The following is a 13,934-nucleotide window of genomic DNA, read 5'->3' as shown; positions in this document are numbered from 1 at the left end:
TGCAATCATCCAATAGTTACATAGCGTGATACTTGGCAATTAAAATTAAGTAACGGTCAGATATTTATATTTTAACCTCAATATAGGGTCATACCAGTTGTGTTCGAAAAGATTGCTGTCGCTAGGTAATAGGGATTCTGTTGCACAAAATCAGATGCTCGTACGTGGACATGCATATGGAAAAATACGTTCTGATAGGAACTAGTGACAGGGAGAGGTTGCCCTGTGGAACTTATTTCAGAGTAGGAAGTGGAAGATAATTGAGAAATGGCGAGGATTGTTCGATTCGCACATTTTAGCTAAATTATTTTAATTTCCATTTTTGTAGAAAAATTAATTTCAATTTTATCCGCCACACATTGTATAATAGGTAATTAAATAAATGAGGTGTGAAAATGGATAAAGTTGCTAGTTTTGCAGGCTTTGATACGTTGTTTAACATCAACCCTTTCTATGATGCGGTTGGTAAAATCGGAAAACGATATGATGTAGATGAGGATACTGCAAAAAACGAATTTAAAAAGATTGAAAAAGAGTTGATGAGTGATGATTATCAAAAATATTCGGCTCTAATTGAGGCTGCTTTGAACAAAACGGCAAAAAATTTAGGATTTAAGGTAAGTCCAAGTGATTTTAGTGATTTATTGATTGCACATACTGCTACCATAAGGCCATTTCCAGATGCACCGACTGCCTTATATGAGGCGAAAAGAAAGGGCTACAAAACGGTTTTAATGACAAATCATTCACGAGATTTAATTGGGGCCAATATTATTAACTTAGATCATGAGTTTGATTTAGTAGTAACTTCAGAAGATGTAGAGGCTTATAAACCTAATAAAAAATTCTTTGACTATGTCGAACAACAATTGGGCAAGACTGAAAAGCACGTTCATATTGCCGTTGACCAAGTTAAGGACCTTGATCCAGCACGACGCCAAGGCTGGGAAACTATTACGATTAATAGAGATGACGTCCTTGCTGATGGAACGGTAGAATCCTTGGTTGATGCGGTAGAAGCTCTTGGATAGTAATAAAGATATTTGATGAAAGTTTCAACATGAGATACACATGAGCCAATGTAAGGTATAATGTCTTTTCGAGCAATAAAATTTTAGAAATAGGTGAGTATAAATGGCATATCCACAATTAGATTTAAAAAATGAAAAGGGCTCTAAAGTAACGATTAAAACAAACCATGGTGATGTTAAGATCCAACTTTTTGATGATATTGCCCCAAAGACGGTTAAAAACTTTATCGAATTAGCTAAAAAAGGTTACTACGATGGTGTTATTTTCCATCGAGTTATTGCTGATTTCATGATTCAAGGTGGGGACCCCACAGGCACTGGAATGGGTGGCGAAAGCATCTATGGCAAATCATTTGAAGATGAATTTTCAGATGAATTATTTAATCTAAAGGGCGCACTTTCAATGGCCAATGCTGGTCCTAACACTAACGGAAGTCAGTTCTTTATTGTCACAAATAGCAATGTTCCTAAGAAAATGTTACGCCAGTTGGCAGATGCCGGTTATCCTGAAGAAGTAATTGAAGAATATAAAAAAGGTGGAACACCCTGGCTTGATCACCATCATACTGTATTTGGACAAGTTGTTGAGGGCATGGACGTGGTTAGTGAAATTGAAAATGTTGCAACTGACTATGCGGACAAGCCAAATGAAGATGTTGTGATTGAATCAATTACGGTTGAATAGACATATAGTTAAAAAAGATGGAAATGATGCCATAAGGGTGTCATTTCCATCTTTTTTGATTTAGTAAATTATATAGGCGGCTTGGCTGTGTATTTTTGAAATAAGTTGCACAAGCCAGCTTCTTCCGGTTAACCAAGAACAGCGCCTTGACTAAAACCGTCAAAGCGCTGTTCTCTGTTGCCAGTTCCTATGAGGCGAATTTTGCCCATAGGAATGGTCAACGTACGAGTATCTTGGTTTTGTGCAACAAAACCAACTCTACTAGACGAGCTAGTAATCCTCACAAGCTAATCAGCTTGTTTCACTCTCTGTTTTTTGTTGCCTCTAAAATCAAATCCATAACCTGTTTTTGTAAAGGATTTAAAATATGATCGTTTCGGTAAGCTAAATTCATATGGAAAGTGGGTTGATCTTCATCCAGTAAATTTAGAACCTTCATGTCAGAATTAGGTTTGATGGCCGCATCGACTAAGAATCCAACACCCACATTATTTTGGACCATTTCTTGAATAACCTGTGCTTCATTACTTTGATAAATAATATTTGGTCTGAAATGACTGTTGTGACTGAACACCTTTAGGGCCTTTGAATGTATAAAACTAGTATCTAAACTGATGAAGTTGTCATCACTTAATTCAGAAAAATAGATATGATCTTTTCCAAAATGAGGAGATTCCTTTCCAACTATTATTTTAAATGGCGACTGTGCCAATTGTTCAACGAAAAGTTGATTACGATCTAGTTCCTCAATTGATCCAATTAAAGTCATGTCTAGCTGGCCATTCAGTAACATTTTAATTAGATCAGCGGAGCCCTTTGCAAATGGGATGATGGAATCTAATAAGCCATTTTTATTTAGGTTAGCGGCAATTGATGGAAAGAAAATAGAAGTCATAATTGGTGGCAAGCCTAACGTGACTTTTTTTGTATTAACATTATTTATTTCATTATGAGCAATATTAATCTGGTCTAAAATGGTGATCACGTGTTCATCTAGCTGTTGACCACTAATTGTGACTTCTAAATGGTGCTGTCCCTGATCACGTGAAAAAAGGGTTGTTTGAAATTCTTCTTCTAAGCGGCGGATAGACAGACTAATTGTGGGTTGGCTTACTTTAAATTTTTTAGCAACTTCTGAAAAGTTGCGCGTGTGGACTAGTTCGTGAAAATAGTTTAAGTCTTTGATGTTCATGGCTTTTCCTTCTGTTTGAGTTGATTTAGAACTTTCTATTCTGAAACGCGCTCCACAAACCAGTTCTCTCCGCTCAAACCAAAACTGAACCAATGACTAAGCCCGTCATAATTTCCGTTTCCTGTTGATGCTCAAAAACTCCCGGTTTGTTACGCACTCTATAAATTTAATTTATAACTATCTTAACATTTGACTATAGTTTTTTCATGGTTTTATACTAGCGCCGTAAAAAAATTTAGGAGGCGACACCATGGACAAAAATCCTATGTCAATTATTAATAACCCATATTTAAATAAGGGAACTGCCTTTACCGAAGAAGAACGTAAGAGTCTTGGATTAGCTGGCCTTATTCCACCTTTCGTTCAAACTTTAGATGAACAAGTTACCCAAACTTATGCACAGTTGCAAACAAAGGCCAACGATTTGGAGAAACGTTTGTTCTTAATGCAAATTTTTAACGAAAATCGTGTGCTTTTTTATAAGCTGTTTAGCCAACACATTGTTGAATTTATGCCAATCGTTTATGATCCAACTATCGCGGATACTATTGAAAACTATAGTGAACTCTATGTTCAGTCACAAAATGCAACATACCTTTCAATTGATGATCCGGATTCAATGGAAGCTGCTCTTAAGAATTCTGCTGATGGTCGTGACATCCGTTTAATTGTTGTTACTGATGCAGAGGGAATTTTAGGTATTGGAGACTGGGGTACCAATGGTGTTGATATTTCAGTTGGTAAATTAATGGTATACACAGCCGCAGCAGGCATTGATCCAAGTCAAGTTCTTCCCGTTGTTTTAGATGCAGGTACAAATAACCAGGAACTTTTAAAAGATCCTCTTTATCTTGGAAATCGGCATGAACGCATTAAGGGCGATACCTACTACAAATTTGTTGATCGATTTGTGGAAACAGCTGAACGACTATTTCCTAATTTGTACCTTCACTTTGAAGATTTTGGACGCGACAATGCTGCCAATATCTTGAACAAGTATAAAGGCCAAATCACGACATTCAATGATGATATTCAAGGTACCGGGATTATTGTTTTAGCAGGAATGCTAGGAGCTTTGAATATTTCTAAACAAAAATTCACTGATCAAGTGTACCTAACATATGGTGCAGGGACCGCTGGTGCAGGAATTGCTAAACGAATCTTTGATGAATTCGTGCAAGAAGGAATGGCCCCCGAAGAAGCACGTAAACACTTCTACATGGTTGATAAGCAAGGATTGCTATTTGATGACGATGAAACATTGACTCCAGAACAAAAGCCATTTGCACGTAGTCGGTCAGAGTTTGATAACGCTGATGAGCTAACTAATTTGGAAGCTGTTGTTAAAACAATTCATCCAACTGTATTAGTTGGTACTTCGACTCAACCAGGCACCTTTACTGAAGATATCGTGAAGGAGATGGCTGCTCATACTGAACGTCCAATTATTTTCCCACTATCGAATCCAACTAAACTTGCAGAAGCAAAGGCGGAAGATTTAATCAAGTGGACTGATGGTAAAGCTTTAGTAGCTACAGGAATTCCAGCTGCTGATGTTGAATACAAGGGTGTTACTTATCAGATTGGACAGGCAAATAACGCACTTGTTTACCCAGGTCTTGGTTTAGGCGTTATTGCTTCAACTGCAAAATTATTGAACGATGAAATGATTTCAAAGGCAGCTCATTCATTAGGTGGAATTGTGGATAGCGAAAAGCCTGGTGCAGCAGTATTACCTCCAGTATCAAAACTTGATCAATTTTCAAATACTGTTGCAAAGGCTGTTGCAGATAGTGCCGTTGAACAGAATTTAACAAAAGAGACAATTTCTGATGTTGCAAAGGCTATTGAGGATACTCGTTGGACGCCGGAATATAAATAAGAATTAATCTTTGGAGAGAGATTGAGAAAAAACGAAAGTAGGAAGAGTGGGAAATTATGACTGCATTTATTACGTCAGTTGGAAGTATCGTCACGATCCTAATCATGATGGCATTGGGATTTGGCCTACGCGGATTAGGTTGGTTTGACGACAAATTTAGTGGAAGTATTTCAAAATTAATCATGAATGTTGCGTTACCAGCATCAATTTTTATGTCAGTAATGAAAAATCTAACTTTACCTAAGTTAGTTAGTTTATCAAGTGGATTGATTTATTCATTTGGTGGGGTAATTATTGGATATATTATTGCTTGGATTGCTGTTAAAGCATTGAAGATTCGTCCTGGACGTCGTGGTTTGTTCATGAATACAGTGGTTAATGCCAACACAATTTTTATTGGTTTGCCATTGAACCTTGCTCTATTTGGAACAAAGAGTTTGCCATATTTCTTGGTATACTACGTAACTAACACAGTTTCAACATGGGCATTTGGGGTATTCTTAATTCAAAATGATGATCCTACTAAGGAAAAGGGTGCCAAATCAGCTCAAGCATTCAATTGGAAGAAGCTTTTACCGCCTCCACTACTTGGATTCCTTGTATCACTAGTATGGTTATTACTAAGATTACCAGTCCCTGATTGGGCCGGAAACACTTTAACCTATATTGGTGGCTTGGTAACACCATTATCATTAATTTACATTGGTATTGTTCTATATGATGCCGGTTTGAAGAGTATTAAGTTTGATCGTGATACAATTCTTGCATTATTAGGTCGTTTTGTATTAGCACCAGTTGTAATAACGTTGTTGATTTTGTTTGGAGCGCACATTGGTCACGCATTACCATCTATGGAAATGCAAACATTGATCGTACAAGCTTCAGCACCTGGTCTAGCTGTTATGCCAATTTTAGCTAACGAAGCACATGGTGATGTTGAGTACGCAACTAACCTGGTAACAACAAGTACAATTCTATTCATTATAGTTGTACCAATTGTAATGACGTTGATTCAATTTATATAAAACAGAGAACGAAACAACCCGAATAGCTTGTGAGGATTAACAGGGAACAGCGCTTTGACGGGTTAGGTCAAGGCGCTGTTCTTAGTTAACCGGAAGAAGCTGGGTTGAGTAGTTCGTTTCAAACAGAGAGCAAAACAACCCGAATAGCTTGTGAGGATTACTAGCTCGTCTAGTAGAGTAGGTTTTGTTGCACAAAACCAAGATACTCGTATGCTGTCCATTCCTATGGACGAAGTATGCCTCATAGGAAGTAGCAACAAAAATAAGAGTTATGGCAGGTTAGTCATGACTCTTATTTATGCTTTGTAATTAGAAAAAAGAGGTAATTTTTAATGGAACAAAGGTCGTTGGATAATGCAATCTTCATCATGGTACTCGGATACACCAGAGATAATTTTTCATAGAAATGAAATACGAAAACAATTAGAGGGGCTGCTGAGTTTAGCTGATAATGAGCAACGTATGAAGGAGTATCGATCGTTCTTGCCCCACGTGCAACCTGACTTTTTGTTGAAACTGGCTTCAATTTTAGTTTTGGACATAATATCACAATTGGAGCCAATTTTTATGCCAATAAGGAAGTCCTACTCTGTGATGAGGGTACTATTACGATTGGATCAAATTGTAAAATCGGACCCCGGTTTTCTTTTTATACGCCAAACCACCCGCTCGATGTGAAATTAAGGCGAACTGGTGTTGAAATGACTGGAATCAGCACAATTGGTAACGATGTCAGGATAGGCGGAAGTGCTGTATTGTTACCTAACGTTACCTTAGGCAATAACGTCGTTGTGGGTGCCAATAGTACAGTAACAAAATCATTCCCAGATAATGTAGTGATTGCTGGGAATCCTGCTCGTGTTATTCGAACACTTGACTAATGATTGAGGACGAACTTTTCGATTGCCTCTGCTACACCATCATGATCATTATCTGTGGTCACTAGATCGGTATGCTTTTTAATAAAATCAGACGAGTTTCCCATAGCTACTGAGGTGCCACTATTTTCAAACATTGTTAAATCGTTTCGTTCATCGCCAATGGACATAACTTCGCTGAGATCTAGGTGTAGGTATCTACGTAAATCCTGCAGAGCATTACCCTTATTGGCATTCTTATTTAAAATTTCAAAGAAGTTAGGTGTGGAACGAATCTGATAATACTGGTTAGCAAAGTCAATTTTAAATTGGTTTTCAACTAAGTTAATTTGATCAATTTCGCCAACTAAGACAGCCTTGGTCATAACAAAATCCGAAGCAAGTTCAGCAATAGATTCAATCTGCTGGATGCCCGCAAAGTTTTCGTAGGCCTGAACTACAGTGAAACGATTAATTGAATGGTTGGTTGTGTAAATATTACTTTGATCATCTAAGACATTAAATTGGACATTGTTACGATCACAAAAATTTTTAATCCGTTTGAAATCATCAAGATTCAAAATATGTGATTTTAATATTTTACCATCGACAGATTGAGATAGTGCACCATTGTACGTAATGACGTATTGGTTATCCCCATCAATTTCAAGTTGCTTTAAATATTCTGCAACACCTGCTAAGGGACGTCCCGTACAGAGCACAATATGAGTACCCTGTTGAATAGCTCTTTTGATTGTCGAAACAGTTTTATCTGTGATAGCGTGATCTGAATTTAACAACGTATCATCTATATCAATTGCAACTAATTTTATACTCATAATTTCCTCCGATTAATTTAAATAATAAACGTTTTGGTACATCATTGGTTTAGACGGTGAAATAATAACGTTACCGAAGCCAGAATGATGAACTGCATCTGGTAACATTTGTGGCTCAATTGCTAAACCAAGCTGAGAGGTCATTTCTCTGGTGCCATTAACTATGAATTCACCATTAAATCCGGTTGAAGAGAACAATACCAAGGAATTGGCAGAGGTTTGTACTTTAAGTTTACGACCGGACGTTGGGTCGTTTAGCTGTAATTGGGGATGCTCTTTACTAGGTTGGACTATATAGGGGGTATCAAGACCGTTCTCAATTTTTGAGAGGGCACCAGCTAATTGCTGACGGGATTGAAAATTAAAGGGCGTGTTGTCTACATTTAATAGGTTTCCGGTTGGAACCTTTTGTTTGTCAAGTTCGGTAATTGAACTGCTGTCAACGGTTAGTAGTTCATCATCAATAGTTCGCTTGTTATTACCACTTAGGTTGAAATAAATATGAGTAGTAGGATTAAAGATGGTTTGTTTTGATGTGTGACCAATATAGGTAACTGAAAATTGGTTTTGATTATTAAGTCTGAAAATTGCGTTGATCGTTAAATTACCGGGAAATCCATTTTCACCGTCGTGACTTAAATATTTTAAGACTAGTCCAACTTCATGCAGACGTGTAAACGAGCTGATCCGAGTCCAGCGTTCATAACTGATAGACGGATTATTTCCTCCGTGAATATTGTTGCCCTCACTATCATTGTCTAGCTTAAAATCGCGCCATTCAGCGTTTCCAATACGTCCTGCAGAGCGTGCAACGGTTGCACCAAAATAATCGTGATGTTTGGTATATTCTTCAGGTGTTTTAAATCCGAGTGTGATATTTTCAACGTTACCATTTTTATCAGGCGTGTTGATCGCAACTACGGTAGCTCCGATGTTACTGATAGTGATTGAGATCTGGTTATCATTTGTTAGGGTGTACCATTTTGTTTTGCCAAACCCTTGCTTACTAAATTTCATTAGGCTTCCTCCAATGTATTTATGCAATAATTTAGTTGAGTAAAAGCGCTCATTAGCTCAATTATAGTGGAAACGTTTCCATTATAATAGGGTGATTTACAGTGGTATGATTAATATACAAGTATAAAAAAGAAAGAAGTTTTGATTTGAAAGTTAAGACCTTGATTAATGTATTAGTTTCTACATTTTTATTTAGTTCAATGGAAATTGCCCTTAAAATTGCAGGGAGCAGTTTTAATCCAATTGAACTAAATTTTATTCGTTTTTTGCTGGGTGGACTGGTATTGTTACCATTTGCAATTTTGAAGTTACACAAGGATCACCGTAAGCTAGGCTGGCGTGAAATAAGGGCGTTTGCTTTAACAGGGTTTACTTGTGTGGTAGTGAGCATGACGTTATATCAATTGGCGATTCAAGTTACAGAACCGGCGATTATTGCAATTTTATTAAGTGCTAATCCTGTATTTGGAATGCTAATTGGACTTGTTTTTATGGGTGAAAAGATGTCGCGAACCAATACAATTGCCATTTTATTAACAATTGTGGGGCTATTAGTGATTATTAATCCTTTTAAGTTAACTAATCCATTAGGAATTGCTCTTGGATTACTGTGTTCTATCACTTTTGGGTTGTATGGTGTCTTCACACGAGTCAGTTCAAATAAGCTAAGTCTAGGTGGACTAACGATGACCTGTTTTTCATTTATTGCTGGTGCGTTTGAACTTGCAATTTTAATGGGATTATCCCACGTTACTCCGCTTAGTAAGGCACTCAAGGGGATGCCTGGTTTTAGTAATATTCCTTTTTTTGCAGGAATTAACCTTCATACATTACCGTTAATTGCATATATAAGCTTTTTGGTTACTGGATTAGCCTTTGGTTTGTATTTTATTGTTATGGATGAAGCAGGCATTCCAGTTGCTTCATTGATATTTTTCATTAAACCAGCATTGGCACCCGTTTTGGCATTATTAGTTTTAGCAGAGCCTATTTACGTTAACACAGTCGTTGGAATTATTATTATTTTACTGGGTTCGGTAATTACTCTGATGGGTGAAAGAATTGCTTTGTCAATGAGTCGAAGAAAGTAACAACGATTATATCAATATAAAGTTAAAAACAGGGATCACAACATTTTTTGCTGTGATCCCTGTTTTTAATTTTAAATAATAGTTTTTTAAATCTAATTGTTTACATTTAAATTCCTTGTACCAACTTGCTTATGGTTTTGATCATAGAAAGTTAACTCGACATCTGCAGTTGAACTAATCATTTGCCATGACCCTAGTGAATCAATCTGATCATGAGGCTTCATTTCGGATACTGATGCATTTTCAAGATTATTGTCCTTAGTTGCAGCAGTTGAAAAGGGTAAAGATCCCTTTTCGAGTTTTTTATTACGTCCATTGATGTTCTGAGTAGCTACAACGTACTTGTACCAGAGGTCAGAAGGCATAATCTTTTTACTGCCATGATTGGTGACAGTGAAGTACTGAATGATAACATCCTTACCCTCGGTGGCGGAAGGACCAGTTTTGAACTTGTTTAAATCAAAGGTAATGTTTTCGATTGTAAATAGTCCATTTTTAAAACTGGCATCAGATATTTGAGTCGGAGCCGAGGTTTTGGAACTTCGGGACGATGCAGTTTTATTAGACTTGCTTTTCGACTGTGTTGAGCAACCGACCATTATGACACTGATAAACACTAATAAAATGCTATATACAATTTTCTTCATTATTTTTGTCCCGCTGTGTTTAACTCGCTAATCTTCATTGTGATTGTTTTAGGCTTATCTTGAATAATTACAATTGTACCTTTTCCAAGAAAATCCTTCGGACCAGTATATGCAATTGGATATTCTTGGGCAACTGCTCCGGAATTTTGGATTCCCATCACATAAATTTCATCGTCAGTTGTATCATCACTGAAGGCAAATGCAATTACGGGCGTGACAACAATCTGATCCTTTTTCATCTGACGTAGTGTACTCCACAAGCCATTAATAACGGCCTCGGGGAATTCTTCCTTAACTTCGTCGGAAACCCGACGTTTCTTTTGAGCATCAAACATAATTAACTTCTCCTCATAAATTCGTTTGCCAATAGAATACCATATAATCGTTTTTAATTCTCCTTCGAGGTTATCTGGTTTACAAAACTAGATAATGATAGTATCATGATTATGAAAAGCGGAGGTGCTTTATTATGAGTGACTATCAATCATTTGAAAAATGGATAAAAAGGGTTCATGATGTAAAACTACCGCATTGGGATGAATTACCAAAGTTTGATCTTTATATGGATCAGATGATTGCGCTGGTGAATGGTTATTTGACACCGTTGGGATTGGAACCAGTGACACCATCGATGGTTAATAATTATGTAAAGCATAACATCATTGTGGCTCCAGTTAAAAAGAAGTATCAAGTTATGCAAATTGCAGATATTCTACTGGTTATGTTGCTGAAACAGAACTTTTCAACCGAAGATATTAGAATTGGAATTGATCGAATTACGGCAACTGATTTTCCTAAACAGGCTTTCGATAAGTATATTGATTTAATTAACGCCAAGTTACAACAAATTGGCACTGAACATATGATTGCATTCACTGATAATTTAACGGATCGTTTGATGGAAGTGACGGCAAACGGGATTGTCAATCAACTAGAATCAAATCAACTTGTAAAAATTATAGAATCATCAAAGGAACATCAACCAACTAAGTTAAAGTAGAGAGTGAAAAAGCCAATTAGTTTTTAAAATAACAGAGAACAGAGCCTTGGCGGGGTTAGCCAAGGCTCTGTTCTCTGTTATCTGCAAAAAAGTTAACCTGTGAAACTTGTTTTTTAACCAAGATTATTTAACTTATTTCTGAATTTTTTTACTTGTTGATTATTCATATGAAGGCTTAATATAGCAATATTAATAACTTATTACGGGGGGAACATCATGAAGAAAAAGCAACAATATAAATGCTTAGTTGATAATAAGGAAACAGAACTCTTGAATGGCATGTTTTTTAACGACTTAAGTTCGGGCATCAAAAGGCTGATCAAGAAGGATTATCCACGAGTAAAGGATACTGATTTTATTTGTAGTGAGCATCTAATTCATTATCGTTTAGTAAACATTGATAACATGTACAAAAGAGATATGCACCAAAATGCAAAATTAAACAACAAACTTACAGGTGTAATGGAAAATGATAAATACCAGATTATTGATGTAAGTGAAAAACTGCAAAAATCACTAACTTTTGGGCAACGTGTTGCAGACGCTGTTGCGCACTTTGGCGGTAGTTGGACGTTCATTATTTCCTTCATTTTGATCATGATCATTTGGATTATTATTAATCTTTTACATGTTTTTGGGGTAAGCTTTGATCCTTACCCATTCATTTTGTTAAATCTTTTTTTGAGTATGGTTGCAGCGATACAGGCACCATTAATTTTGATGAGCCAAAATAGATCAGATGAATATGAGCAAATGCAATCACAAAACGATTATCACGTGAATTTAAAATCTGAAGAGGAAATCAGAATGTTACACTCAAAACTGGACCATCTAATTCAGCAAGACCAACCTAATTTACTTGAAATTCAGAGAATTCAAACTGAGATGTTAGCATCAATCGAGCGACAAGTTAGTGAATTAAGGGAAAAAGAAAATAACTCTGAATCAGATGATAATTAGTTTTTTATTCGGTTATATCAGCGAAGGTTCCGCGGACTAACTTGATAAGGTCATTTGAGTCTATTTTTACTGAACGTCCAATTTTACCTGATGAAACGATTATTTTACCCTGCTTTTTGGCGATTTCTGAAACGTAAATAGGGAAGTGTTTAGTCTCATAAATCCCGATTGGGGTATTTGCCCCGTGTTCATAACCGGTTGTTGCCACTAAATCTTTTAGGGGAATCATGCCCACTTTTTTATTTCCAGATACACTAGCAAGCTTTTTATAACTTAGATGTTCGTCAATTGGTACTACGCCAATGAGAGGGCCAGTTTTGTTTCCAATCAGTGCCAATGTTTTGTAAATGGTGTGTTCATCTGCATCCAAGTGGTCTACAGATAGCTGTTTAACGTCGCCTTCTTGGTAAGTTGGAAAAATGAACTGTTCATATCCAATATTATGTTTTTCTAGGATTTGTTCTACTAATGTTTTCGTGATTTTATCTTTTTTCTTTTTCTTTGCGATAACGTCCACCTTCTTCAAAAATATTTTAGCATAAAATTAATTAGTAAGTTGGTAACAATGGTGTTTGATGGATAGCGGTTCCGTTTCGATCAACTCTCTATGCTATAATGATGACAAATAACGGTGGAGTGAAGAGAATGGACGATCTTATTTATAAACAAATTATTCGTGATTTAGAAAAACGTATTTTCAATAATGAATTTCCGGCAATGCGATTACCGGATGAACGTTCTCTTTCAACAGAGTATGATGTTAGTCGAAGTTCAATAAAAAGAGCTTTGAGTAGGATGGCACGTGAAGGCATTGTGTTTAAGAAACGAGGGTCTGGAACGTTTATCAATCCCCTGTATCTAAAAAGTAAATCATCTTTTAATTATGATGAAGGATCTAATCTAGGTGTTACGGATAGCTTAAAGTCTGAGGGGAAAAAGCCCGGAATTAGGGTGTTAGATTTTTCTGTCGTGCCCGCAACCGCTGAGATGCAAACAGATTTATTTCTGAACCCAGACGATTTTGTATATCAGATTCGGAGACTACGTCTGTTAGATGATGAACCCATTATGATTGAAACAGGCTATATTCCAATTAAGATTGTTCCTGAGTTAACAAGGGATATTGTGGGAAAATCAATCTTTAACTATGTTGAGAAAGCTAAGGGGCAGGAAATCACAAAGTCATTCCTATCAATTACCGCAGATCCATCTAATGAAGAGGATCAAAGATTATTAGGATTAAAGCCTAATGAACCAGTTGGGGTGATGGCAGGTATTTTTTTCATGGCGGATGGGACACCATTTGAGATTTCAAATATGCGAATGCATTATAAACAGATGAAATATACGACGTTTGTGTCGGTAGATTAAATAGAGAGAGCGAAACAAGGCGCTAGCTTGTGAGGATTGCTAGCTCGTCTAGTAGAGTAGGTTTTGTTGCACAAAACCAAGATACTCGTACGCTGTCCATTCCTATGGGCGAAGCCCGCCTCATAGGAACTGGCAACAGGAAATAAGAATTATGACGGGTTAGGTCATGGTTCTTATTTTTATGTAGGCAAAGAGACATTTCTCTGCTATTAAACGAATGATATTTATCGTTCGTTTTTTTATTTCAATGTTTAAAACAAATTAGTAGAATTAACTTTAAAATTGATATATTCTAAGCGCGTACAAGGCTTATTTAGTAATGCTTTTATAATTGGAA

General features: G+C 36.6%; 15 protein-coding genes. 9 read left to right on the top strand and 6 right to left on the bottom strand.

The features are described 5' to 3' along the window. The first annotated feature begins 395 nt into the window (after nt 1-395). Both PECL_RS07250 and PECL_RS07245 read left to right on the top strand, forming a co-directional pair. Nucleotides 396-1,031, top strand: a complete 636-nt coding sequence (locus tag PECL_RS07250; protein ID WP_014215925.1) for an HAD-IA family hydrolase — start codon at nt 396-398, stop codon at nt 1,029-1,031. Between the two features lie 103 nt (nt 1,032-1,134). After that, nucleotides 1,135-1,716, top strand: a complete 582-nt coding sequence (locus PECL_RS07245; protein WP_014215924.1) for a peptidylprolyl isomerase — start codon at nt 1,135-1,137, stop codon at nt 1,714-1,716. A 301-nt stretch (nt 1,717-2,017) separates the two neighbouring features. Here PECL_RS07245 and PECL_RS07240 read toward each other — a convergent pair whose 3' ends face one another. After that, the gene (locus tag PECL_RS07240) at nt 2,018-2,908 is read right to left on the bottom strand and encodes a LysR family transcriptional regulator (protein ID WP_041534653.1); all 891 of its coding nucleotides are present in this window, start codon (nt 2,906-2,908) and stop codon (nt 2,018-2,020) included. A 250-nt stretch (nt 2,909-3,158) separates the two neighbouring features. Between PECL_RS07240 and PECL_RS07235 the strand changes: the two genes are divergently transcribed. From PECL_RS07235 to PECL_RS10020, 3 genes are all read left to right on the top strand, one after another. Then, complete coding sequence (locus tag PECL_RS07235; RefSeq protein WP_041534652.1) at nt 3,159-4,790, top strand: malolactic enzyme; 1,632 nt, start codon at nt 3,159-3,161, stop codon at nt 4,788-4,790. A gap of 56 nt (nt 4,791-4,846) precedes the next feature. Beyond that, nucleotides 4,847-5,815, top strand: a complete 969-nt coding sequence (locus tag PECL_RS07230) for an AEC family transporter (protein ID WP_014215920.1) — start codon at nt 4,847-4,849, stop codon at nt 5,813-5,815. 701 nt (nt 5,816-6,516) lie between these two features. Further along, the gene (locus tag PECL_RS10020; RefSeq protein ID WP_050899591.1) at nt 6,517-6,696 is read left to right on the top strand and encodes a DapH/DapD/GlmU-related protein; all 180 of its coding nucleotides are present in this window, start codon (nt 6,517-6,519) and stop codon (nt 6,694-6,696) included. Here PECL_RS10020 and PECL_RS07220 read toward each other — a convergent pair. Next, entirely contained in the window at nt 6,693-7,511 is an 819-nt protein-coding gene (locus PECL_RS07220) for a Cof-type HAD-IIB family hydrolase (RefSeq protein ID WP_014215919.1), read from the bottom strand. The genes PECL_RS10020 and PECL_RS07220 overlap by 4 nt on opposite strands. A gap of 12 nt (nt 7,512-7,523) precedes the next feature. Then, complete coding sequence (locus PECL_RS07215) at nt 7,524-8,528, bottom strand: aldose epimerase family protein (protein ID WP_014215918.1); 1,005 nt, start codon at nt 8,526-8,528, stop codon at nt 7,524-7,526. Between the two features lie 146 nt (nt 8,529-8,674). On the opposite strand from PECL_RS07215, the gene PECL_RS07210 reads away from it, so the two are divergent. Then, nucleotides 8,675-9,619 carry a DMT family transporter gene (locus PECL_RS07210; protein WP_041534651.1) on the top strand — a complete coding sequence of 315 codons (945 nt, stop codon included), beginning with the start codon at nt 8,675-8,677 and terminating at the stop codon, nt 9,617-9,619. Nucleotides 9,620-9,711: 92 nt separating this feature from the next. Here the strand turns inward: PECL_RS07210 and PECL_RS07205 are convergent, their stop codons facing one another. Both PECL_RS07205 and PECL_RS07200 read right to left on the bottom strand, forming a co-directional pair. Beyond that, on the bottom strand, nt 9,712-10,266 hold the full coding sequence (locus PECL_RS07205; protein WP_014215916.1) for a DUF5067 domain-containing protein: 555 nt from the start codon (nt 10,264-10,266) through the stop codon (nt 9,712-9,714). After that, on the bottom strand, nt 10,266-10,601 hold the full coding sequence (locus PECL_RS07200; RefSeq protein WP_014215915.1) for a hypothetical protein: 336 nt from the start codon (nt 10,599-10,601) through the stop codon (nt 10,266-10,268). The genes PECL_RS07205 and PECL_RS07200 overlap by 1 nt, the downstream gene beginning before the upstream one ends. A 134-nt stretch (nt 10,602-10,735) precedes the next feature. On the opposite strand from PECL_RS07200, the gene PECL_RS07195 reads away from it, so the two are divergent. Next, nucleotides 10,736-11,266, top strand: coding sequence for a DUF1836 domain-containing protein (locus PECL_RS07195; RefSeq protein ID WP_014215914.1), 531 nt, complete (start codon nt 10,736-10,738; stop codon nt 11,264-11,266). Nucleotides 11,267-11,482: 216 nt separating this feature from the next. After that, nucleotides 11,483-12,226 (top strand): DUF1003 domain-containing protein, encoded by a 744-nt coding sequence (locus PECL_RS07190; protein WP_014215913.1) that lies wholly within the window; start codon nt 11,483-11,485, stop codon nt 12,224-12,226. Nucleotides 12,227-12,230: 4 nt separating this feature from the next. On the opposite strand, the gene ybaK is transcribed toward PECL_RS07190, so the two are convergent. Further along, nucleotides 12,231-12,734, bottom strand: coding sequence for a Cys-tRNA(Pro) deacylase (ybaK, locus tag PECL_RS07185; RefSeq protein WP_041534775.1), 504 nt, complete (start codon nt 12,732-12,734; stop codon nt 12,231-12,233). A gap of 137 nt (nt 12,735-12,871) precedes the next feature. On the opposite strand from ybaK, the gene PECL_RS07180 reads away from it, so the two are divergent. Further along, on the top strand, nt 12,872-13,597 hold the full coding sequence (locus PECL_RS07180) for a GntR family transcriptional regulator (protein WP_014215911.1): 726 nt from the start codon (nt 12,872-12,874) through the stop codon (nt 13,595-13,597). The last annotated feature ends 337 nt before the right edge of the window (nt 13,598-13,934 follow it).

This window comes from Pediococcus claussenii ATCC BAA-344, assembly GCF_000237995.1.
In the GTDB taxonomy this organism is placed as follows: domain Bacteria; phylum Bacillota; class Bacilli; order Lactobacillales; family Lactobacillaceae; genus Pediococcus; species Pediococcus claussenii.
This window is presented reverse-complemented; position numbering and strand designations above follow the sequence as displayed.

Bases quoted from the DNA above. Each gene is read 5' to 3' on its own strand.
- PECL_RS07240 (WP_041534653.1), bottom strand. From the start codon at position 2,908: ATGAACATCAAAGACTTAAACTATTTTCACGAACTAGTCCACACGCGC.
- PECL_RS10020 (WP_050899591.1), top strand. From the start codon at position 6,517: ATGACTGGAATCAGCACAATTGGTAACGATGTCAGGATAGGCGGAAGT.
- PECL_RS07250 (WP_014215925.1), top strand. From the start codon at position 396: ATGGATAAAGTTGCTAGTTTTGCAGGCTTTGATACGTTGTTTAACATC.
- PECL_RS07215 (WP_014215918.1), bottom strand. From the start codon at position 8,528: ATGAAATTTAGTAAGCAAGGGTTTGGCAAAACAAAATGGTACACCCTA.
- PECL_RS07220 (WP_014215919.1), bottom strand. From the start codon at position 7,511: ATGAGTATAAAATTAGTTGCAATTGATATAGATGATACGTTGTTAAAT.
- PECL_RS07205 (WP_014215916.1), bottom strand. From the start codon at position 10,266: ATGAAGAAAATTGTATATAGCATTTTATTAGTGTTTATCAGTGTCATA.
- PECL_RS07180 (WP_014215911.1), top strand. From the start codon at position 12,872: ATGGACGATCTTATTTATAAACAAATTATTCGTGATTTAGAAAAACGT.
- PECL_RS07230 (WP_014215920.1), top strand. From the start codon at position 4,847: ATGACTGCATTTATTACGTCAGTTGGAAGTATCGTCACGATCCTAATC.
- PECL_RS07235 (WP_041534652.1), top strand. From the start codon at position 3,159: ATGGACAAAAATCCTATGTCAATTATTAATAACCCATATTTAAATAAG.
- PECL_RS07190 (WP_014215913.1), top strand. From the start codon at position 11,483: ATGAAGAAAAAGCAACAATATAAATGCTTAGTTGATAATAAGGAAACA.
- PECL_RS07245 (WP_014215924.1), top strand. From the start codon at position 1,135: ATGGCATATCCACAATTAGATTTAAAAAATGAAAAGGGCTCTAAAGTA.
- PECL_RS07200 (WP_014215915.1), bottom strand. From the start codon at position 10,601: ATGTTTGATGCTCAAAAGAAACGTCGGGTTTCCGACGAAGTTAAGGAA.
- PECL_RS07195 (WP_014215914.1), top strand. From the start codon at position 10,736: ATGAGTGACTATCAATCATTTGAAAAATGGATAAAAAGGGTTCATGAT.